The organism is Megasphaera hominis (genome assembly GCF_014269395.1).
Classification (GTDB): domain Bacteria; phylum Bacillota; class Negativicutes; order Veillonellales; family Megasphaeraceae; genus Megasphaera; species Megasphaera hominis.
The window spans coordinates 13,686-33,573 of the sequence record NZ_JACOGK010000026.1 but is presented as its reverse complement, the minus strand read 5'-3'; the positions used below and the strand labels follow the sequence as shown (position 1 = coordinate 33,573).

At 49.9% G+C, this 19,888-nt stretch carries 19 protein-coding genes; 14 read left to right on the top strand and 5 right to left on the bottom strand.

Annotated features, from left to right (window positions below; genetic code table 11):
• Positions 1–59 precede the first annotated feature (59 nt).
• Together H8J70_RS09115 and H8J70_RS09110 are read left to right on the top strand one after the other, a co-directional pair.
• Entirely contained in the window at positions 60–1,253 is a 1,194-nt protein-coding gene (locus H8J70_RS09115) for a CaiB/BaiF CoA transferase family protein (protein WP_186503767.1), read from the top strand.
• 23 nt (positions 1,254–1,276) lie between these two features.
• Complete coding sequence (locus H8J70_RS09110; protein ID WP_186503766.1) at positions 1,277–2,683, top strand: YfcC family protein; 1,407 nt, start codon at positions 1,277–1,279, stop codon at positions 2,681–2,683.
• Positions 2,684–2,797: 114 nt separating this feature from the next.
• On the opposite strand, the gene H8J70_RS09105 is transcribed toward H8J70_RS09110, so the two are convergent.
• Both H8J70_RS09105 and H8J70_RS09100 read right to left on the bottom strand, forming a co-directional pair.
• On the bottom strand, positions 2,798–3,760 hold the full coding sequence (locus tag H8J70_RS09105) for a LysR family transcriptional regulator (RefSeq protein WP_186503765.1): 963 nt from the start codon (positions 3,758–3,760) through the stop codon (positions 2,798–2,800).
• Between the two features lie 34 nt (positions 3,761–3,794).
• On the bottom strand, positions 3,795–4,208 hold the full coding sequence (locus tag H8J70_RS09100) for a MarR family winged helix-turn-helix transcriptional regulator (RefSeq protein ID WP_186503764.1): 414 nt from the start codon (positions 4,206–4,208) through the stop codon (positions 3,795–3,797).
• A gap of 353 nt (positions 4,209–4,561) precedes the next feature.
• Here H8J70_RS09100 and H8J70_RS09095 point away from each other — a divergent pair, with 353 nt between their 5' ends.
• The 9 genes from H8J70_RS09095 to H8J70_RS09055 all read left to right on the top strand — a co-directional run bounded on the left by H8J70_RS09095 (position 4,562) and on the right by H8J70_RS09055 (position 13,657).
• On the top strand, positions 4,562–5,695 hold the full coding sequence (locus H8J70_RS09095; protein ID WP_186503763.1) for an amidohydrolase family protein: 1,134 nt from the start codon (positions 4,562–4,564) through the stop codon (positions 5,693–5,695).
• 39 nt (positions 5,696–5,734) lie between these two features.
• Positions 5,735–7,132, top strand: a complete 1,398-nt coding sequence (locus tag H8J70_RS09090) for a DASS family sodium-coupled anion symporter (RefSeq protein WP_186503757.1) — start codon at positions 5,735–5,737, stop codon at positions 7,130–7,132.
• A gap of 232 nt (positions 7,133–7,364) precedes the next feature.
• Positions 7,365–7,556 (top strand): 4Fe-4S dicluster domain-containing protein, encoded by a 192-nt coding sequence (locus H8J70_RS12885; RefSeq protein ID WP_186503755.1) that lies wholly within the window; start codon positions 7,365–7,367, stop codon positions 7,554–7,556.
• Positions 7,556–8,689, top strand: a complete 1,134-nt coding sequence (locus H8J70_RS09080) for a 2-oxoacid:acceptor oxidoreductase subunit alpha (RefSeq protein ID WP_186503754.1) — start codon at positions 7,556–7,558, stop codon at positions 8,687–8,689. Before H8J70_RS12885 ends, H8J70_RS09080 begins: the two co-directional genes overlap by 1 nt.
• Positions 8,690–9,520: a thiamine pyrophosphate-dependent enzyme gene (locus H8J70_RS09075; protein ID WP_186503752.1), complete on the top strand. Its 831-nt coding sequence runs from the start codon at positions 8,690–8,692 to the stop codon at positions 9,518–9,520.
• A 2-nt stretch (positions 9,521–9,522) separates the two neighbouring features.
• On the top strand, positions 9,523–10,104 hold the full coding sequence (locus H8J70_RS09070) for a 2-oxoacid:acceptor oxidoreductase family protein (protein WP_186503750.1): 582 nt from the start codon (positions 9,523–9,525) through the stop codon (positions 10,102–10,104).
• Between the two features lie 46 nt (positions 10,105–10,150).
• On the top strand, positions 10,151–11,341 hold the full coding sequence (locus H8J70_RS09065; protein WP_186503748.1) for a CaiB/BaiF CoA transferase family protein: 1,191 nt from the start codon (positions 10,151–10,153) through the stop codon (positions 11,339–11,341).
• A gap of 26 nt (positions 11,342–11,367) precedes the next feature.
• The gene (locus H8J70_RS09060; protein WP_186503746.1) at positions 11,368–12,318 is read left to right on the top strand and encodes a hydroxymethylglutaryl-CoA lyase; all 951 of its coding nucleotides are present in this window, start codon (positions 11,368–11,370) and stop codon (positions 12,316–12,318) included.
• A gap of 421 nt (positions 12,319–12,739) precedes the next feature.
• The gene (locus H8J70_RS09055) at positions 12,740–13,657 is read left to right on the top strand and encodes a LysR family transcriptional regulator (RefSeq protein ID WP_186503744.1); all 918 of its coding nucleotides are present in this window, start codon (positions 12,740–12,742) and stop codon (positions 13,655–13,657) included.
• Between the two features lie 83 nt (positions 13,658–13,740).
• Here H8J70_RS09055 and H8J70_RS09050 read toward each other — a convergent pair whose 3' ends face one another.
• The 3 genes from H8J70_RS09050 to H8J70_RS09040 form a co-directional block, all read right to left on the bottom strand.
• A complete protein-coding gene (locus tag H8J70_RS09050) occupies positions 13,741–14,811 on the bottom strand; it encodes a tartrate dehydrogenase (RefSeq protein WP_186503742.1) in 1,071 nt (356 codons plus the stop codon).
• Positions 14,812–14,976: 165 nt separating this feature from the next.
• Positions 14,977–15,852, bottom strand: coding sequence for a LysR family transcriptional regulator (locus H8J70_RS09045; protein ID WP_186503724.1), 876 nt, complete (start codon positions 15,850–15,852; stop codon positions 14,977–14,979).
• A 16-nt stretch (positions 15,853–15,868) separates the two neighbouring features.
• Positions 15,869–16,771: a LysR family transcriptional regulator gene (locus H8J70_RS09040; RefSeq protein ID WP_222433656.1), complete on the bottom strand. Its 903-nt coding sequence runs from the start codon at positions 16,769–16,771 to the stop codon at positions 15,869–15,871.
• Positions 16,772–17,047: 276 nt separating this feature from the next.
• Between H8J70_RS09040 and H8J70_RS09035 the strand changes: the two genes are divergently transcribed.
• The 3 genes from H8J70_RS09035 to H8J70_RS09025 are packed head-to-tail and all read left to right on the top strand — an operon-like array spanning position 17,048 to position 19,841.
• Positions 17,048–18,373, top strand: coding sequence for a gluconate:H+ symporter (locus H8J70_RS09035; protein ID WP_186503720.1), 1,326 nt, complete (start codon positions 17,048–17,050; stop codon positions 18,371–18,373).
• A 12-nt stretch (positions 18,374–18,385) separates the two neighbouring features.
• On the top strand, positions 18,386–18,679 hold the full coding sequence (locus H8J70_RS09030) for a UxaA family hydrolase (protein WP_186503719.1): 294 nt from the start codon (positions 18,386–18,388) through the stop codon (positions 18,677–18,679).
• Positions 18,663–19,841, top strand: coding sequence for a UxaA family hydrolase (locus H8J70_RS09025; protein ID WP_186503717.1), 1,179 nt, complete (start codon positions 18,663–18,665; stop codon positions 19,839–19,841). The genes H8J70_RS09030 and H8J70_RS09025 overlap by 17 nt, the downstream gene beginning before the upstream one ends.
• Positions 19,842–19,888: the final 47 nt, after the last annotated feature.

Here is a 19,888-nt window from a genome sequence, read left to right as displayed (position 1 = left end):
AAGAGTTTACTGTTCGTAATCTTACAGGGACTTCGAAAGAATGAGAGAGGTGTAATGAAATGGGAAAGCAAGCATTAGAGGGTGTCCGGATTTTGGACATCGCGACGGTTATTGCCGCACCGTGGGCAGCTGGGCTGCTGGCAGATTTGGGTGCTGAAGTGATTAAGGTGGAAATGACCGGACGGGGTGATGCCTTCCGGGCTATGGGGCCGTTGAAGGATGGCAAGAGTATTCGCTGGCCTTCTATGGGGCGCAACAAAAAGAGTGTTACCTTAGATTTTCATTATGAAGAGGGAAAGAAGCTGTTCCTCAAGCTGGTGGAAAAGAGCGATGTCGTTATTGAGAATTTTAAGACCGATACGCTGGACAAATGGGGGATTGGCATCGATGTCATGCGCCAGGTCAATCCGGATATTATCGTGACCCATGTCACGGGCTATGGCCAGACCGGGCCGTATCGCAAGCTGGCCGGATTGGGTACGCCTTTGCAGGCGTTTTCCGGTATGACGTATATGCAGGGCTATCCTGACCGGCCGCCTGTGAGCCCGCCTTTTGCCTTAGCCGATTATGTAGCCGGCCTGTATGCGGCCATGGGCACTATGGTTGCTCTCTATCACCGGGATGCCTTGAAGGGGAAGGCTCAGGAAATCGATGTCAGCTTGTATGAAGGCATTTTCCGCATGGAAGAGGCCATGATCGCCCAGTATGATTTGATGGGGACGATCAGGGAAAGAAGCCCCATGCCTAGTGGCGCTTCGTGCCCTATCGGTACCTTTGAAACGGCTGACGACAAGTATGTCATCATCGTGTGCAGTACCAATCCGGTCTTTGAGCACTTGTGTGATGCCATGGGGAAACGGGACGAATGGCTGCCCAAATACGCAGTAGCCGGCGACCGGCTCAAGGATCCCAAGCCCATCATGACGGCTGTCAGCGAATGGGTAAAACAGCATACCTTTGCGGAATTGAAGGAAAAATGCGATGCTGCCGGTGTGCCCATTTCTACGATTTACAATATCAAGGACTGTTTTGAAGATCCTCAATACCAGGCGCGTCATGACATTGTCGATGTGCCCTGCGAGGAATTCGGCTCTGTCAAAATGCCGGGCATCGTGCCTGTCTTTTCGGAAACGCCCGGGGAAATCAAATGGGCCGGACAGAAGCTGGGCGCTGCGAATGAAGAGGTATACGGTGACCTGCTGGGCCTTTCTGATGCGGAACTGGCCGATCTGAAGCAGCAGAAGATTATTTAACAGGCGGCAGGGAGGTTGAAAAAATGGCTCAAGAAACACCTACATTGGAAAAGAAGAAAAGGTCTTTTCCTCATATTCACGAATATCTTGTCGTCATTGCTATGTTGTTGCTCGCCTGTGTTTTTACGTATGTCATTCCGTCCGGCGAATATTCCAAAATGACGAACGAAGTAGGTAAACAAGTAGTAGATCCCAACGGTTTTCACTTTATTGCCAATACGCCGGTCAGTCCGCTCTATATGCTAAATATGATTTATGAGGGCTTTGTCAAACAGGCAAAACTGATTTTTACGATGTTCTTTATTGCCGGCGGCGTGCAGATGATTATTGATACCCAGTCTATTCACGCCTTAATGCGTATTTTGGCAACCAAGTACAGCAAGACGCCGCGTATGACGATTATCGTCATGATGCTGGCCTTTGGGGCTATGAGCGTGCCCATTCAGATGAACTATTTTATTCCTTTCAGCACGGTCGTATTGATGCTTTGCCTGATGATGGGCTATGATGCCGTTACGGCAGCGGCAGTCATTATTACGGCGTCTTCCTTTGGCTCTACGTGCGGCATGCTGAATATCAGCACGACGGCGATTGCCAATGAAATGGCCGGCCTGCCTTTGTACCATGGCATGGGCTTTCGCTGGGTCGGCTTTGCCGGCTTGTGGCTGCTGACGACGTGGTTTATTTGCCGCTATGCCGAACGGGTCCGGCTCCACCCGGAACAAAGTGTGGCCTATGGGATTCCCAATTTGGTACAGCCTGGCGACCCCGAATCGCTGACCGTCATGGAACGGCGTCATGTCCTGGCGTTGCTGGTCTTAGTCGGCGGTGTCGTAGCACTCATCATTGGCTGTTCGTACTACAAGTGGAGCTACGAAGAAACGGGCGTATGCTTCCTGTTCACAGGGATTTTGGCAGCCATAGCCGGGAAAATGAACGCAAACCAAATGTGCAATAGCTTTGTTGCCGGCTGCAAGACGATCATGGGCGCCTGTATTATGATCGGCATTGCCCGCTCGGTGGCGATTGCCATGACGGATGGCCATATTCTCGATACGGTCGTTTATTATATTGCCCAGGGGCTGGATTCCTTCCATCCTCTCATTCAGGCACCTATGATGTTTTGGGCCCATACGATTATCAATTTCTTCGTGACCAGTGGCAGCGGCCAGGCCAATGTAACGATGCCTGTATTCCTGCCGGTAGCCCAATTGATTGGCATGACGCCGGAAACGGCTATTTTGGCACTGAATTATGGCGATGGCCTGAGTAACTATATTTATCCTCATTCGTCGTCTCTCATGGCCTTTTTGACGGCTTGTGGCGTCGGCTACGGTACGTGGATGAAGTTCATGGGCAAACTGTTTGGCCTTTGGTTCGTCTTTGCCAGCCTGTTCATGATGCTCGCCGTTGTCGTCGGTTATGAATAAGTACGTAAAGCAAAGATATGTGCCGGCCTATGAGAGCCGCAGCCTGCTTCCTTTTTATATACGAAGCCCCCGGGAATGACGCCATATGGCGCCGCTCCCGGGGGCTTTGTCGTGTCATATCGTTTCCGGATCGTAGTCGGTATAGGGCTTGCATTGTTCCCGTATGAGCTTGATCAGGGCCTGGCCGTATGAGGGAAAGACGCGGTCTTTCCGGTAGGCAAGGTGTAATTGGTTGGTCTCTTCCAAAAAGCGGATAGGAAAGGCATAGAGCTTGTTTTGCGTATGCTGGTTGATCAGCTTCAGGTTGGGAAGATACATGGTCAGGCAAAAGCTGGCGGCGTAGTTTAAGGTCGTCAGGCGGTGATGCAGGTCCGGATGGCTGGAGGTATGGATACAATGCAGTTCGATCTGCTGCTGTTGCAGCAAGCGGGCGATAATCTGGGACGAATTATACGTAGGCATATTGAAGGCAAAGGGAATGTGCGTGAATTTCCGTAAATCGGCACCGTGGCGGAACTCCTGGATGCACGCCGGATAGGTTTGGGGGAAATATTGCTGCAGCATTTCTTCGCTGATGACGACGTATAGCCGTTCTTCCAGGATTAAGCGGCTCTGGATAAAACGGGACGGCTTTTTGGGCGCCCCTAAGATGATCAGGTCGAGCTGATTGTTTAACAGCATTTCTTCCAAGGCTGGTGAATTGGCACTCGTTACCTCTAATTGCACATGGGGGAACAGCTGGCTGTACGTGCCAATGAGGTGGGGCATAAAGATCGGGAAACGGCCTTCTGTCGTGCCCAGGCGGATGACGCCGGAGTTGCCTTCCTTCACTTCTTCAAAGTGCTGATAGAGGCTGCTTTCCAGGGCTTCTACTTGACGGATGTTTTCTAAAAAGAGTTCCCCTTCTTCGGTCAATTGGAATTTGGGCTTCCGATAAAATAGCATGACGCCGCATTCCTGTTCCAGGTTGGTTAAATAATGGCTCAGGGCCTGATGGGTAATATATAAGGTTTCGGCCGCTTTGGTAATATTTTTTTCCTTGGCCAGGGCGATGAAATAACGGTATTTTTCGAACATAGGCAGCTCCCGTCTGGATCGACAGCAGGCGCCCTTAAGGCGTAAAGCCTTCTGTATTGATCCGGTACAACATTTCCTGTAATTGTGCCAATTCCTTCGTGCTCAAGGCGTGAAAGAATTTCTTTTCCATTTCCCGTATCTTCTGGTTTATCCGGTAATACTCCCTTTCGCCGCTCGGCGTGAGGGATACTTTTTTTTCGCGCTGGTCTGTCCCGGTGACTTCTTCGATATAGCCTTTGTCGAGAAATTTCTTTTTGATGGTCGTAATGGCTGAGTTATTGATCATGTAATAGCGGGCAATGGCGACCAGTGTCGTCGGCTGGTTATGGGCGACGTAGACCATAAACGTCCATTGGGAATAGGTGAAGCCGAATTCTTTCAGCGCTTCCTTGTCGGCGACGATCATGCGCCGCGTGGCGTAGGATAATTCTTGGAACGGTGGGTTCATACAAACACTTCCTCAGCAGGTATGGCGTAACAACGAAACAGTAATATTACATTTTATTATAAAAAACAAAAGCTATATAGCGGACGACCCAAAACGCGAGCCAGGCCCGCGCGGGCCGTGACTGGCACGAGGTTAAACAATAAATAATAGGGATATATTTTATAAAAAAATAAGACTGACGAATTTTATACTTAAAGAATAGCAGAAAGTGTAAAGACCTGGAAAATAGTATTTTTTTATGAAGGGCATAAACAAGTACTATTTTTCTTATGGGAGCAACCTAGCTTATAATAAGCTCATAGTTTGAATGTCATAAAGTCATGGAAGAAGAGAGAGGAGTTTGTGAGAAGAATATGAAAAAGGACATGCTTATCAAAAACGGGCATATTATCGACCCGGCAAACGGGCGCGACGCATTGTGTGATCTCTATATTCACAACGGACGCATCGTAGCTCCGCAGGATTGCCCTAACCCGGAAATCGTCATCGATGCTACTGGCAAATATGTATTTCCGGGCCTGATTGATTACCATGCACACGTGTTTAAAGATAGTACGGATATTGGCATTGATACGGATCGAAACTATTTCCCTCAGGGTGTGACGGCTGTCGTAGATGCCGGGAGTGCCGGCGTGAGTACGATGAAGACTTTCATTTCTGATGTCGTAGAACGTTCTTTTATGAACGTACAGTGCTACCTCAACCTCTGTCCGGCCGGCCTGGCAACGATGAAATACCATGAAAGCTATGACCCGGCCTATTGGGATTTGGACAGAATGGCGGAATACCTGGCAACATATCCTGATATCATTCAGGGCTTAAAAATCCGGATCAGCAAGCCGATCATTAAGGAAAACGGTTTCGAAATCTTTAAACAGGCCGCTGCCACAGCCCGGCAGCTGGGAACGCGCCTGTGTGTCCATGTGACCAAACCGCCGGTAGATATGGGACAAGTGGCCTCAGTCCTGGATGTCGGTGACGTGCTGGCCCATTGCTTCCACGGTACAGGGAACACGATCATCGGTGAAGACGGCAAGGTTCTGCCAGGGGTACAGGACGCAAAGGCCCGGGGCGTTGTCATGGATGCGGCTAACGGCGGCAACCATTGGTCCTTTGCCGTAGCCGGACAAGCCCTGGCCGATGGCTTTAAGCCGGATATCATTTCGACGGATATTACGGGCAAGACACTCTTTAAGGATCCTGTTTTCAGCCTGCCTTATATCATGTCCAAATATCTGCTCCTGGGCCTTTCCCTCTACGATGTCATTGCAGCCTGCACGGCAACGCCGGCTAAGCTCATGCACGGCAAAGAACGGTTAGGGACGCTGAGCATTGGTGCCCAGGCCGACGTAGCCGTTTTCGATTTGGTTCCGGCGCAGATCGTGTTCAGCGATACGCTGAAGGAAAAACGGACGGGCCAGCAGGTACTGGAACCGCTCATGACGATTTGCAAGGGTGAAGCTGTGTATCGGAACATTACCTTTTAATTGAACTTACTACTTACTACATAAATGAGGTGTCGAATCATGCGATGGTTAAAATGGATCGTCCTTTTTCTGGTTCCCTTGGGAATCATCCTGTCACCCGTTCCGGCGGGCCTTTCTCCCGAAGCGTGGCGCATGTTTGCCGTGTATAGTGCGGCTATCTTAGGCTTGATTTTACAGCCTGCCGGCGTATCGGTCGTCATGCTGGTCGTCATTGCCTTTGGTTCCTTCGTCGTCCCTATGTCCAGCCTTTTGAGCGGCTATGGGAACTCGACGGTATGGCTTGTATTTTCTGCCTTCCTGATTACCCAGGCCTTTATCGATACGGGCCTTGGCAAGCGCGTCGCTTACTGGATGATCAAGCTCTTTGGCAAATCTTCCTTGGGCCTTGTATACGGCCAGATGATTACGGACTTATTGCTCAGCCCGGCAACGCCGTCTAATACGGCCCGTTCCGGCGGCATCATTTACCCTATCTTTAAAAACGTTGCTATGGCCCTCGGTTCGGATGCCGGCCCGACAGGCCGGAAGATCGGCTCGTACATTACGCTGGCCGGGTATGCCATCAGTATGTCTACGTCGGCTGTCTTCCTGACTGCCTGCGCGCCGAATATCCTGACTGCCGGTATTGCTGCGGATATTTTGAAGATTAACGTCGGCTGGATGCAGTGGTTTGTCTATATGTCCGTACCGGCCCTGCTGGTTTGCGTAGCCGTTCCGTTCATTGTGTACAAGCTCTATCCGCCGGAAATCAAATCCATCCCCAATTACAAGGAATTGGCACAGCAGGGTCTGGCTGAACTGGGCCCCATGACGGGCAAAGAAAAAGCGCTGCTCGTGCTCTTCCTCCTGGCCATTATCGGTTGGTCTACAGGCTCGTACACCAAGCTTGCAGCCACGCACGTAGCCTTACTGTTTTTTGCCGGCGCGTCTATCCTGAAGCTCCTGGATTGGCAGCATGTATTGGCCAATAAGGGCGCCTGGAATACCTTCATGTGGTATGGTGCCATCATGGGCTTCAGCGGTGTTTTGGCTAAAGCGAAGTTCTTTGATTGGTTGGCCGGTGTCTTTGGCAATACGGTCAGCTTTGACGGGATCAATCCGGTTATCATCCTGTTTGCCTTGCTGGTCATTTCCGTCCTGGTCCGCTATTTATTTGCCTCGATGGGCGCATATGTAGCCGCTTTCATGCCGGTCCTCTTTACGGTAGGCATGCTGGCACAGGTGCCGCCTGTACCGTTGTTCCTCCTCTTGGCCGCTTCGAGTGCCTATGGCTGCCTGACGACCCATTACGGCGGTGCCGTCGGCCCGGTCATGTTTGGTACCGGTTACGTAGCACAAAAGGACTGGTGGACCATTGGTGCCATCATCGCTGCCTTCAACGTAGTCGTCTATATGACGGTGGGCATGGGCTTCTGGAAAATCATCGGTTTATGGTGATTTCAAGCAAATATAACGTTATTTAGAATGAGACATCATAAAATTTCTTAATATTCCGCATAAAAGTAAAGTATTTTACAACACCTTATCCGAGGAGTACATTGGTTATGAAAGGAAGGAAACCTGCTTATGACTTTCGGTTCACTACCGAAGTAAGAGTCAGGCAGGCTTCCTGATAAGGAATGAGAGAAATCGGAGTGCATTGAGCTGAAAAGAGAGGTTGAAAGAAAAGATGGGCAAATTTGAATTCAATGAAAAATTATGTAAGGCCTGTGGCATCTGTGCCGTCTTGTGTCCCAAGCAAGTGTACGACAGAGATGAAGAAGGCAAACCAATATTTGCAAGACCGGAGGATTGCATCGACTGTAAGCTTTGTGAATTACGATGCCCGGACTTCGCTATTCGGATGGGGGAGAATGAATAATGGAAAACACGTATGAAATCATGACAGGGAATGAAGCCTGTACACATGCTGCCATTGCAGCAGGAATGAGATTCTTTGCAGGGTATCCCATCACACCGGCAACGGAAATTGCAGAATTATCTTCGGAATGGCTGCCGAAAGTGGGCGGCAAATACATGCAGATGGAAGACGAACTGGCTTCCATGGCCGCTATCATCGGTGCTTCCAGCGCCGGCGCCAAAGCCATGACGGCTACGAGCGGCCCGGGGTACTCCCTGATGCAGGAAAATTTAGGCTACGCAGCCATGGCTGAAGTACCTATCGTCGTTGCCTACGCTATGCGCCAGGGTCCCTGCCAGGGCGTCGCTACACTGCCGGCACAGGGCGATATCATGCAGGTACGCTGGGGTGTTCACGGTGATCATCCGATCATCGCCGTCGCACCGGCTTCGGTTGGCGAAGTGTATACGGAAACCATCCGGGCCTTCAACCTGGCCGAAACCTACCGCGTGCCCGTTGTTATCATGACCGACGCCATGCTGGCTCACATGAGTGAACGTATCCGCATTCCCGACAGCTCGGAATATGAATGCGTAGACCGGAAACGGCCGACGTGCCCGCCGGAAGAATTCAAACCCTTTGCCGATGACGGAACGGGCATTCCTCCCATGGCTTCCTTCGGCGATGGCTATCGCTGGTACTGCAGCGGCCTCATTCATGATGAAACAGGCTTCCCTGTATCGGACAATCCCCAGCTGACATCGGATTCGATCAAACGCCTGGTTGGCAAAGTAGAAAACAATCTCAAAGATATTGAATCGTATGAAGAATACAAGACGGAAGATGCAGAATATCTCATCGTATCTATCGGACTTTTATCCAGATCGGTAAAAGATGCTGTCGATCAGGCCCGTCAGGAAGGCATCAAGGTTGGCGTGTTCCGCCCCATTACGGTTTGGCCTTTCCCGGAACAGCGCTTGGCCGAACTGAGCCAGAATAAACGTAAGCTGTTTGTATGTGAAATGAACGAAGGCCAGCTGTATCACGTAGTACGCGAATCGGCAGGGGTAACGCCGGTTGTCCAGATCACACAGAATAACGGCAAAATGATTGCAGCAGAAACGATTCTGAAAGCTCTTAAGGAGGAAATCTAAATGTCTGAAAAGCAGCATGTGTTCGATACATTTTTACGGCAAGATAAACTGCCTCATATCTGGTGCCCCGGCTGTGGCAACGGGATCGTCATCAACGCGTTGATCCGGGCTATTGAAAAGACGGAAATTGATCCGGATAACGTCGTTATCGTATCCGGTATCGGCTGTTCCAGCCGTGCCAACGGCTACATGAACTTCTGCGCACTGCATACGAATCACGGCCGTGCCTTACCGTATGCAACGGGCGTCAAGATGTTCAATCCGAAGCTGAAAGTCATCGTCGTAACCGGTGATGGCGACTGCACATCCATCGGCGGCAATCACTTCATTCACGCGTGCCGCAGAAACATCGATATTACGACGGTTGTCTTCAACAACAATAACTACGGCATGACCGGCGGCCAGTTCTCGCCGACGACGCCGCTGGGCAGCAAGACCAAGACCAGCGTCTATGGCAGCATTGATACGCCTTTCGATATTTGCTCCCTCGCGGCTGCTGCCGGTGCGACCTATGTAGCCCGTTCGACCGTATATCACGTAAATATGCTGATCAATCAGATCGCTGAAGGCATTAATCACCAAGGTTTCTCCGTTGTCGAAGCTGTTTGTGATTGCCCGACCTTGTATGGCCGTCTCAACAAAAAAGGCGCAGCACCGGATATGCTGCTGGGCTTCAAAGAAAACGCTGTCATGAAAGCCAAGGCTGACACGATGACAGAAGAAGAATTGAAAGGCAAGATTGTTATCGGTAACTTCGCAAAACGGGTTGACCGGAAAGAATATACAGCACAGTACGATTCTATTATTGAAAGCGCGAAAGGTGGTCATTAATTATGAAAAACAATCATTATGAAATCAGATTCGGTGGTTCCGGTGGTCAGGGCATGATGTTATTGGGCGATATTTTCGCTAAAGCAGCCGGTGAATTGGCTGAACGTGAAGTCGTTTTGACCCGCTCGTATGGTCCGGAAGCCCGCGGCGGTGCCTGCCGTTCCGAATTGATCTCTGATACAGAACCGATCAATTATCCGTCTGTACGTAAACCGAATTTCGTCCTCGCTATGTCCCAGCTGGCCTGCGACAAATATTGCAAGGACATGGATCCTAACGGCATCCTCTTGATCGAACCGAAATTCGTACACCGCGTACCGGCTCATATTAAAAACGTATACTCTATTCCGATGACGCAGCTGGCAATCGACGAAACAGGTAAAAAAGTAGCCGCTAACGTTGTTGCTATCGGTGCTATTGCCGCCTTGTCCGGCTTCGTCGATGTAGAACTCGTACGCAAAGCCGTTCAGGAACACTTCAAACCGGCACTGAGAAAAGCCAACGACAAGGCCTTTGATGCCGGCGTACGGGCAGCACGGGAAGAAATGGAACAGCTGGATCAGCAGGAATCCAAGTCTGCATAAGCTAGAGGAAGAGAAGTTCTATATCGGATAATGGAGAGTGAGTGGCATGGCAGCAGCATTAGAAGGTATTCGCGTACTTGATACGTCGACGGTTATTGCAGGCCCCTTTGGCGCCGCCTTATTAGGTGATTTTGGTGCCGACGTATTAAAAGTCGAAATGCCGGGAAAAGGGGATTCCGGCCGTAATATGGGCCCCTTGTACGAAAAGAAGTCCTTGCGTTGGGCTTCCTTCGCCAGAAACAAGCGCAGCATTACGCTGGACCTGAGAAAAGAAGAAGGCAAGGATATTTTTCTCAAGCTTGTAGCGCAGAGTGATATTATCATTGAAAATTTCCGGACGGGGACGTTCGATAAATGGGGCCTGACGTATGGAACGTTAAAGAAAGCCAACCCTAAGATTATCGTCATCCGCATTACGGGCTATGGCCAGACCGGTCCGAACAAGAAGCTCGCCGGCTTCGGTACGCCGGCAACGGCTTTCTCGGGCCTGACCTATATGACCGGTTATCCGGACCGGCCGCCGGTCAATCCGCCTATTTCCCTGTGTGATTACGTGGCCGGGTTATATACAGCCTATGCAGCTATGGTTTGTATTCACCACCGCGACCAGACAGGTGAAGGCCAGGAAGTAGACCTGAGCTTATATGAAGGCATCTTCCGTATGCTTGAAGGGGCCGTTGCCAATTATGATATTGCCGGCCAGATTACGGAACGCAGACCGAGCATCAGCGGTTCTGCCAGCCCGTCCGGTACCTTCAAGACACGGGATGGCAAATGGGTCGTTCTGGTTTGCAGCACCGACAGGACCTTTGAATATTTTGCCAAGGGCATTGGCCGGGAAGACCTCCTGGCAGATGCCCGGTTTAATACAAACGGTGCCCGCGTAAAGAACAATTCCTTAGTCGAAGAAATTGTCATCGATTGGATGGGTAAACACGATTATAAAGATATTAAGGCCACGCTGGATGAAGCCGGTGCTCCTGTCAGCCTCGTATACAGCATGGAAGATATCTTTGAAGATCCCCACTATGCAGCACGGGAAGATATCGTAGAAGTTCCCTACTCTGAATTTGGCAAGATTAAAATGCCCGGCGTTGTACCTAAACTGAGTGCTACTCCCGGTGAAATTAAATGGGCTGGCCCGAAATTAGGACAGCACAATAAAGAAGTATATGAAGAATTAGTTGGCTTAAACGATAAAGACCTGGAAGCATTGAAAGAAAAGGGCATTATCTGATTTCATTACACGAGGAGTCGATAGAAATGGAAAATTCAGTAACGTGGCCTAAGCAAGTTACGATTTGTGAAGTTGGTTTACGTGATGGTTTACAGAATGAAAAGACATTGCTTAGCGTCGATGACAAATTGCGCTTATTAAACTCGGTCGTTGCATCGGGCGTAAAGGTTATTGAAATTGGTTCCTTTGTACATCCTAAGGCTGTACCGGCTATGGCTGAAACGGATAAATTAGTAGCAGCCATGCAAAAGGTACCGGGCGTAGAATACCGCGCCTTGGTTCCGAACCTGAAAGGTGTAGAAAGAGCCTTCCAGTGCGGCATCAAAAAGGTAAAATTGACAGTATCTGCCAGCGAAGCCCATTGCATCAATAACTTTAACAAGACACCGTTGGAAATGATGGAAGGCTTTACTAAGTGCGTTGACTTTGTCCGTAAAAACGGTATGGAAGTTTCCGGCGCTATTTCGACTTCCTTCGGCTGCCCCTTCCAGGGTAAAGTGCCTGTGGAACAGGTGGAACGCGTCGTAGACCGTTTCTTGAATCTGGGCATTACAGAATTATCCTTATCCGATACGACGGGTATGGCAAATCCCCGTCAGGTATACGAATTGGGTTCGTATATGGTAAAACGGTATCCGCAAGTGCGTTGGGTCATGCATTTCCATAACACGCGGGATATGGCCTTGGCCAACATTGTAGCAGCCATGCAGGCGGGCATTACCGTGTTTGATGGCGCTTTCGCCGGTCTCGGCGGCTGCCCCTTCGCTCCTGGGGCTTCCGGCAACGTAGCGACGGAAGATGTCATTCATATGTTACACGAAATGGGCATTGACACAGGCATTGATCTGTTGAAAGCCATGGATACAGCCAGACTGACACAGAGACTGGTCGGTCATGAAACAGACAGCGCCGTATTAAGAGCCGGCCGCTGTGAAGACCTGACAAAAGAAAAAGCAAAGAAACAAAAACTAGCATAAGACAACACGCGAACGGTGAAAGGTGAAAAGTCCCTTGTGGCTTTTCACCTCTTGCTGTATCTAAAATAATAATGCAAAATGCCTGTTCCTGTGGTACGATAGGATAAGATTATTAAAAACCGGGGGATCGCCTATTGCTCTTACGGGAACAAGCTGCATAGGCATAGAATGGCCCGGTGATTGGCGAGTGCCTGGCTAACGGGCAGGGGGATACCCGGTGTGCCGCGGCAAACGAGTGGGGGAACGCTAACATATTAGGGATAAAATAGATCTCTTTTATTTTTTGTTGTGAAAAATAAGCGGTCTGCAGGCTTATTTTTTTCATTTAGAATAGTAAGAGACTATTTACTGCCCAGCGGGATGGCACTTCAAGGGACTATCTTGCTGGCTATAGGGAAGCTGTTGTGCAAGGAGGTTTAATATGGACGAAAGAGATTGGTCAATTATCAGTGCACTCTACAAATATAAAAATATCACGAAAGTAGCGGATATTTTTTATATTTCCCAGCCGGCCGTTACGACGCGGATCAAAAATATAGAAGAAAATCTGGGCTATAAACTGATCCACCGCTCGAATAAAGGCATTACCTTTACGGCGCACGGTGAGTATGCAGCCCAGTTTGCCAATAAAATATTGGCAGAAGTCAATGATTTCAAAAACAACCTGGCCGACGTAGGCAAGGGCGTCGTAGGGACGCTGAAAATCGCGTCGCCAAGCATTATTGGCCGCTATTATTTGCCGGCCTTTTTGGAAAAATTTCAAAGCTATTACCCGAAGGTGAAGTTTGAAATCTACATCAAATCGAGTACGGAAATATTGAAATTAGTCAATTCCGGGCTGATTGATTTTGGCTTTACGAAGCACTGTGACAATTACGTGGAAGAAGAAAAACACCTGTTGCTCACGTACCCTGTATTAGTCGTCAATAAGGAACCCTTTGAATTGGCGGATTTGCCGAATATGAAATTAGTTTCTTACCCCTATGAAACCTATTACTATGAAGCCCTGCAGCGCTGGTGGCGCGATCATTTCGAGCAGCAGCCGCAAATCGGCAGCCGTGTAACGAACTTGGATTTGTGCAAGGAAATGGTATTTAGCGGCCTGGGCTATGGCTTTTTGCCGGATATTCTGGTACCCGAATGTCCCTATCCCTTGGTGACGAAGAAAATGTACAACAAGGACAAGACGCCGTTTACACGGAATACGTGGCTCGTGTTTAAGAAACAAACGCTGGATAACAAAATCTCCGATCTTTTTTATGAATACGCGAAAAAATCGAATTTTAGCGAGTTCCTCCGATCGAGAAATCAGATCAACGCCAATACCATTTACAAATAATGCACAAAAAAAGGTGTCATCCTGTGGCTAAAGGATGACACCTTTTTGTATAGGCTAGTGGCGTGGCTGTTAGCACATCCTGTTTATTTTGTTTCTTCCAGCTTCCGGACGACTTCGTCGCCGACCTGGCTGGTTGTGGCTGTGCCGCCCAGGTCCGGTGTGAGGACTTTCTTTTCTACGAGCAGGTCTTCGATGATGGCGATGAGTTTTTTGCCCCACTGGGGATAGCCCAGGAAGTCGAGCATCTGGCTGGCAGACCAGACAGTGGCCAAGGGGTTGGCCTTGCCCTGGCCGGCAATGTCCGGCGCCGAGCCGTGGATGGGTTCAAACATGGACGGGAATTTCTTTTCCGGGTTCAGGTTGGCACCGGCAGCGAGGCCCATGCCGCCGGCAATGGCGGCGCCCAGGTCGGTGAGGATGTCGCCAAAGAGGTTGCTCGTGACGATAATCTGGAAGCGTTTCGGGTTTTTGACCATGAACATGCTGGCAGCGTCGACGAGGAGGGAATAGGTCTTGACGTCAGGGTATTCCTTGCCCACTTCGGCGAAAATCTGGTCCCAGAAGACCATGGAGTAGTTCAGGGCATTGCCCTTGCTGATGTTGGTCAGTGTCTTGTGTTCCTTGCGGGCCAGTTCGTAGGCATAGCGGATGACCCGTTCGCAGCCCTTGCGGGAGAAGACGCCGTTTTGGATGACTACTTCGTTAGGCTGGTCCTTGTAGAGCCAGGCACCGGAGCCGGCGTATTCGCCTTCACTGTTTTCGCGGACGAAGGTCATGTCAATGTCTTCGCGCTTTACATCGGCCAAGGGGCACGGTGCGCCCTTCAGCAATTTGACGGGACGCAGGTTGATGTACTGGTCAAAGTCGTGACGGATGCGGATGAGCAGATCCCGCGAGGTCACGCTGTTGGGTACGTCCGGTGAGCCGACGGCGCCGAGGAAGATGGCGTCGAAGGGACGGAGCTGATCGATACCGTCGTCAGGCATCATTTTCCCTGTTTTCAAATAATAGGCACTGCTCCAGGGAAAGTGCGTAAAGGAAAACTGGAAGGTACCGTCCAAGGCGGCGACCTCTTTCAATACTTTGACTCCTTCGGCCAGCACTTCCGGGCCGATGCCGTCGCCGGCGATGACAGCGATGTTGTACGTATGCATATAAAAACCTCCTAACCAAAAACGTATGCTTATCTTTAAAACTATCATACGCCTTTTGCAAAAGCTTGTATAATATAGCTTTTTGATTTTGCTATAAAGGATTTATATAGCAAACGAAAGCCGTCGTGCCATTATTTTTAGGTAATGGTTCAGGACGGCTTATTTTTATGGCACCAGGCAGGTTTGGGCGAATTGGATGAACTGGCGCGCAGCCTTGGACAGATAATGGTCGTCTTTCCAGACGATGGCGATTTGTACGTGAATGGGATCATTCAAGGGAATGCCGCAAATGCCGGGCATGGACTGGCTCAGCTCGCGGAAGAGGAAGGCTGCGGCAATGTTGCGGCGCACGAATTCTCTGATCGTGTAGAGCTGGCCCGTTTGGAAGATGATGCGGGGCTCGTAGCCGGCCTGGGCAAAGCGGCTTTGGATCAGGGCGTTTTGGGAAGCCCCTTTGTGGAACATGACCAGGGGCAGGTCCTTGATTTCTTCGATGGTCAGGCTTTCCTTTGTTGCCAGCGGATGGGACGCAGAGACACAAAAGACCGTTTCTGTTTCCCTGAGGGGCAGTACCTTGTAGGCGTTGTGTTCGACCAGGTTGCTCGTGACGATGGCAAAATCCAGGTCTCCCTTGTCCACTAAGGACAAGAGCTCCTGCGAGCCTCCTTCGCGGGATTCCAGCTTGATCTGGGGATAGGCCCGGTGAAAGCCTTCATACAACGGGGGAAAGAGAATCGTGCCGATCATAGGCGGGATGCCCAAGTGGATGGGCGTGTGGTGCACATTGAAGTCCTGCATAGAATCCTGCAGATACTGGGTCTGCTTCAGGATGTGCAGGCCTTGCTTGTTGAAGACGCGCCCGGCCTCAGTCAGGACAAAGCCTTTGTTGTTGCGCTGCATGAGCTGTACGCCAAATTCGTCTTCCAGCTCGTGAATCGACATGGAAATCGTAGGCTGGGAAATATGCAGCTCCTCTGCAGCCCGGCTGATACTGCCACTGGCGCAGGCCTGGCAAAAATATACGAGTTGATTCAGCTTCATAAGTGCCTCCTGAGCGTCAGAAATGGATGTGGTAGTCGCTTTCAGAAAACTTGTCCAAATAGGGTGTCAAATATTCCAGTACTTTTAAGGTATTGGCCGTAGGGAATTTGTGTGTCACGGTGTAGCAGACGCGGTCAGGCGGACGGACAGAGAGGGAGAATATTTTGTACGGCTTGTACTGCTGGATGAAGCGGGCCACCGTAAGAGGCAAAATGCTCCAGTGATCGACATCATCCAAGAGGTATGGCACGAGGGAGATAGCATCGATCTGAATGTTGCACTGGTCAGCCGGCGGGAACCATTGGTCATGCCAGAGTGTAAAGGTTGTCCCGGCAGAGTAAAAGATTTCGTCTTCCGGATTCAGCTCCTGCGGCGAAAAGATCTTGTTTTTCGGGCATTTGTAATCAGGGCTGCGGACGACGACCATAGGCTCAGAAAACCACTTGCGTACGATCGTCGTCGGCGTAATCTTTTCAATCAGCGTAAAGCCAATGTCAGCCTGACGGCTTTCGACGAGATCGTACACTTCCGGTGAATGGACCGTCAGGATGTTCATCTTGAGATCAGGAATTTTCTGGTGCATGTGGGACAGGATAGACGGGAAAATGGATTGGTTGAGACTGCTCAGGGAAGCCAGAGTCAGCATGGGCTTGAAGTTGTGACTGTTCAGGCCATGGGCCTTGGACCAGAGAACCGTAATTTGGTTGGCGATTTCCAAGAGGTGCGTGCCTGCCGGCGTCATGGAAAAGGTTTTCGTGCCCTTGCTGCGTTCGACCAAGGTCGTGCCCAGCTCTTCTTCCAAATTTTTCAGCTTTTTGCTGATCGTCGATTGGGCCATGTTCAGCTGTTCTGCCGTTTTAGATATGCTCTGCGTTTTTGAAAGCATTAAAAATATTTCAAGGTCGGAAATGTCGTACATTTTGTGCTTCACCTCACTGTTATATATGAAAAAAACAGATAATTAATATTCTGCTATGGAAACAATAACGATTATTGATGTAAAAATATTGTTGTAATGAACATTGACACAGCTCGTTTACTAAAAATATTCCAAAACATAATATTATTATATACTAATATTCATTTTACACAACCTTAAATTTCGCTTAGATTATAGGTAAGAGCTGCATCTTAGTATTTTTGGTGCAGTAGGCGCAGTACAAAAAAATAAAAGAGAAGAGAGGACGTGAACTTTATGAGTTTAGCTATTGTTGCGCTAGGTGTTGTGGCTTTACTGGTGATGTTGGTGTACTTGAAGTTCGATGCGTTTATTTCACTGATTCTGGTGTCTTTAGGCGTAGGCTTACTGGAAGGGATGGATATTTCCAAGGTTACGGTATCCATCTACAACGGTATTGGCGGCCAGTTAAAGAGCCTGATTCTGGTCATCGCCTTTGGGGCTATGCTGGGGCGCTTGCTGAGTGATTCCGGTGCGGCACAACGAATTTCGACGACCATGATTAAGACCTTTGGCATGAATAACCTGCAATGGGCTATGATGCTGACGGCTTTTATCATCGGTGTGACCATGTTCTTTGAAGCGGCATTGATCGTCATGATTCCAATCATCTACACGGTTGTTATCGATACGAAGAAATCACTGATGTATGTCGGCTTGCCGGCGGTCATTGCCTTGTCCATTACCCATGGCTTTTTGCCACCGCATCCCGGTCCGGCAGCCGTTTGCGATGCCTATGGTGCGCTGATGGGCAAAACCCTGTTATATGGCTTGGTGCTTGCTTTGCCGATTGCAACCTTTATTACATGGCTTTTTAAGCGTTTGCCGTATATTGAACGTATTAACTGTACCATTCCTGAAGGGATGACAACGCCGAAGATTTTTAAGGATGATGAAATGCCAAGCTTTGGTGTCAGCATTCTCTGTGCTTTATTGCCGATCTTTTTGATGGCTATTGCTACTGTGTTTGACCTGATGTTCCCGAAGAATCTGCCTTTCATGAAGGTCATCAATTTCTTTGGCGGAGCACCGATCGCCTTGCTCTGTTCTGTATTACTGGGCTCGTATCTCTTGGGGATCCGGAGAGGACATACGACAGAAGCTGTGGTTAAGTCCTTAAAGGATTCTGTAAAGAGCGTCGCTATGATTATCCTGATCATCGCCGCCGGTGGTGCGTTCAAACAGGTTATCGTCGATTCCGGCGTAGCTATGGTAGTAAAAGATACCATGCAGGGCCTGAACGTTTCCCCGCTGGTTATGGCTTGGTCTATTGCAGCAGCCTTGCGCTTGTCCGTAGGCTCGGCAACGGTTTCGGTTATGACGGCATCCGGTTTAATTGCGCCGATCATTCCCGATTGCGGCGTCAGCGTAGAATTGATGGTTTTGGCAACGGCCTGCGGCAGTGCCTGGACATCCCATGTCAATGATGCAGGCTTCTGGCTTTACAAAGAATATTACAACCTGACAGTTATCGATGCCATCAAGACCCGTTCCGTGTATACGACGATTTTAGGGCTCATGGGCTTAGGTGGCTGTATGCTGTTAAATGCCCTGGGATTCTAAGGAGGCTTACTCATGTTTATTAAAAGCTTGATCATTCATCCGGCAGACAACGTGGCTGTCGTCCTGGAAGACGCCCACAAGGGTGACTACATTGAGCAGAGAGGAGAGCAGGTTACGCTCTTAGAAGATATCGAATTTGCTCACAAGGTGGCCTTAAAAGACTTTGCAAAGGACGAACCGGTCTATAAATATGGTGTACCCATTGGCAACGCGAAGGAACCCATCAAAAAAGGGGCCTGGGTACATGGCAATATTTATTGCGAACGGGGGACGAAAAGGAGACCTGAACATGAACATAGAGACTAAGACCTTTAAGGGCTATGTGCGTCCGGATGGACGTGTAGGTACCCGCAATTATGTGGCGATTATTCCGTCTGTCTTTTGTGCCAATTCTACAGCCGAAGCGATTGCCCGCCAGGTGAATGGCGCCATTGCCTTGCGCCACCCTGTAGGCTGCACGCAGATTGGCTATGATTTTGAGTTGACGGCCCGTACGCTGAAGGCCATGGGCTGTCATCCCAATATTGCCGCTGTCGTCGTCATCGGCCTGGGCTGTGAACGCTTCAGCTCGCACGAACTCTATGAAGGCATCAAAGAAAGCGGTAAGCCTGTGGCGCACTTCATCATACAGGAAGAAGGCGGTACGACGACCACCATTGCCAAGGGCGTAGAAGCGGCCCGGAAGTTTGTCCAATGGGCATCCCAATTGAAACGGCAGGACTGCCCCTTGTCTGAACTCATGGTGGCTACGAAATGTGGCGGTACGGATGCTACGAGCGGCTTAGCGGCCAACCCTGTTGTCGGTAAAGCATGCGACCTCATTACGGCCCAAGGCGGCAGTGCCATTTTGTCCGAATTGAACGAGCTCATTGGCACGGAAGATCAGTTGGCTGCACGGGCGGTCACACCGGCTGTAGCTGACAAGGTATACGATGCCATTACGCACATCGAAAATCACCTGCAGTCCCGTATTGACCCCCGTTTCCCCACACGGAACGCGTTGATTTCGCCGGGGAACTTTGTCGGTGGTGTTTCGACTATTGTCGAAAAGGCCATGGGTGGTGTCCATAAATCGGGAACCTCGCCTATTGTGGACGTGCTGTCATATGCTACGCCGCCGGAAGACGGGAAGAAGGGCTTGTTCCTCATGGAATACGAAAGCCAGGACGGAGAAGTCGTCACGGGCATGATCGGCTGCGGTGCCCAGATCGTCGCCTTTACGACGGGCCGCGGCAATCCCACAGGTTTTCCCTTCGTGCCGGTCATTAAGATCACCGGCAATGATCATACGTATGAACATATGAAGGAAAACTTCGATTTCAACGCCGGCGGCGTTATCCGCGGCGAAGGTACGATCGATTCGGAAGGAGAACGCTTGCTGGATATGATTATCCGCGTAGCCAGTGGCGAAATGACCGCTGCTGAAACGATTGGCGGCAACGAGCTTTTCGTCATTGCACGACGGTAAAATATTCTAATCTGGAATGAATATAACAGAAAATATTTTACTGGAAT

Bases quoted from the DNA above. Each gene is read 5' to 3' on its own strand.
- H8J70_RS09115 (WP_186503767.1), top strand. From the start codon at position 60: ATGGGAAAGCAAGCATTAGAGGGTGTCCGGATTTTGGACATCGCGACG.
- H8J70_RS09110 (WP_186503766.1), top strand. From the start codon at position 1,277: ATGGCTCAAGAAACACCTACATTGGAAAAGAAGAAAAGGTCTTTTCCT.
- H8J70_RS09105 (WP_186503765.1), bottom strand. From the start codon at position 3,760: ATGTTCGAAAAATACCGTTATTTCATCGCCCTGGCCAAGGAAAAAAAT.
- H8J70_RS09100 (WP_186503764.1), bottom strand. From the start codon at position 4,208: ATGAACCCACCGTTCCAAGAATTATCCTACGCCACGCGGCGCATGATC.
- H8J70_RS09095 (WP_186503763.1), top strand. From the start codon at position 4,562: ATGAAAAAGGACATGCTTATCAAAAACGGGCATATTATCGACCCGGCA.
- H8J70_RS09090 (WP_186503757.1), top strand. From the start codon at position 5,735: ATGCGATGGTTAAAATGGATCGTCCTTTTTCTGGTTCCCTTGGGAATC.
- H8J70_RS12885 (WP_186503755.1), top strand. From the start codon at position 7,365: ATGGGCAAATTTGAATTCAATGAAAAATTATGTAAGGCCTGTGGCATC.
- H8J70_RS09080 (WP_186503754.1), top strand. From the start codon at position 7,556: ATGGAAAACACGTATGAAATCATGACAGGGAATGAAGCCTGTACACAT.
- H8J70_RS09075 (WP_186503752.1), top strand. From the start codon at position 8,690: ATGTCTGAAAAGCAGCATGTGTTCGATACATTTTTACGGCAAGATAAA.
- H8J70_RS09070 (WP_186503750.1), top strand. From the start codon at position 9,523: ATGAAAAACAATCATTATGAAATCAGATTCGGTGGTTCCGGTGGTCAG.
- H8J70_RS09065 (WP_186503748.1), top strand. From the start codon at position 10,151: ATGGCAGCAGCATTAGAAGGTATTCGCGTACTTGATACGTCGACGGTT.
- H8J70_RS09060 (WP_186503746.1), top strand. From the start codon at position 11,368: ATGGAAAATTCAGTAACGTGGCCTAAGCAAGTTACGATTTGTGAAGTT.
- H8J70_RS09055 (WP_186503744.1), top strand. From the start codon at position 12,740: ATGGACGAAAGAGATTGGTCAATTATCAGTGCACTCTACAAATATAAA.
- H8J70_RS09050 (WP_186503742.1), bottom strand. From the start codon at position 14,811: ATGCATACGTACAACATCGCTGTCATCGCCGGCGACGGCATCGGCCCG.
- H8J70_RS09045 (WP_186503724.1), bottom strand. From the start codon at position 15,852: ATGAAGCTGAATCAACTCGTATATTTTTGCCAGGCCTGCGCCAGTGGC.
- H8J70_RS09040 (WP_222433656.1), bottom strand. From the start codon at position 16,771: ATGTACGACATTTCCGACCTTGAAATATTTTTAATGCTTTCAAAAACG.
- H8J70_RS09035 (WP_186503720.1), top strand. From the start codon at position 17,048: ATGAGTTTAGCTATTGTTGCGCTAGGTGTTGTGGCTTTACTGGTGATG.
- H8J70_RS09030 (WP_186503719.1), top strand. From the start codon at position 18,386: ATGTTTATTAAAAGCTTGATCATTCATCCGGCAGACAACGTGGCTGTC.
- H8J70_RS09025 (WP_186503717.1), top strand. From the start codon at position 18,663: ATGAACATAGAGACTAAGACCTTTAAGGGCTATGTGCGTCCGGATGGA.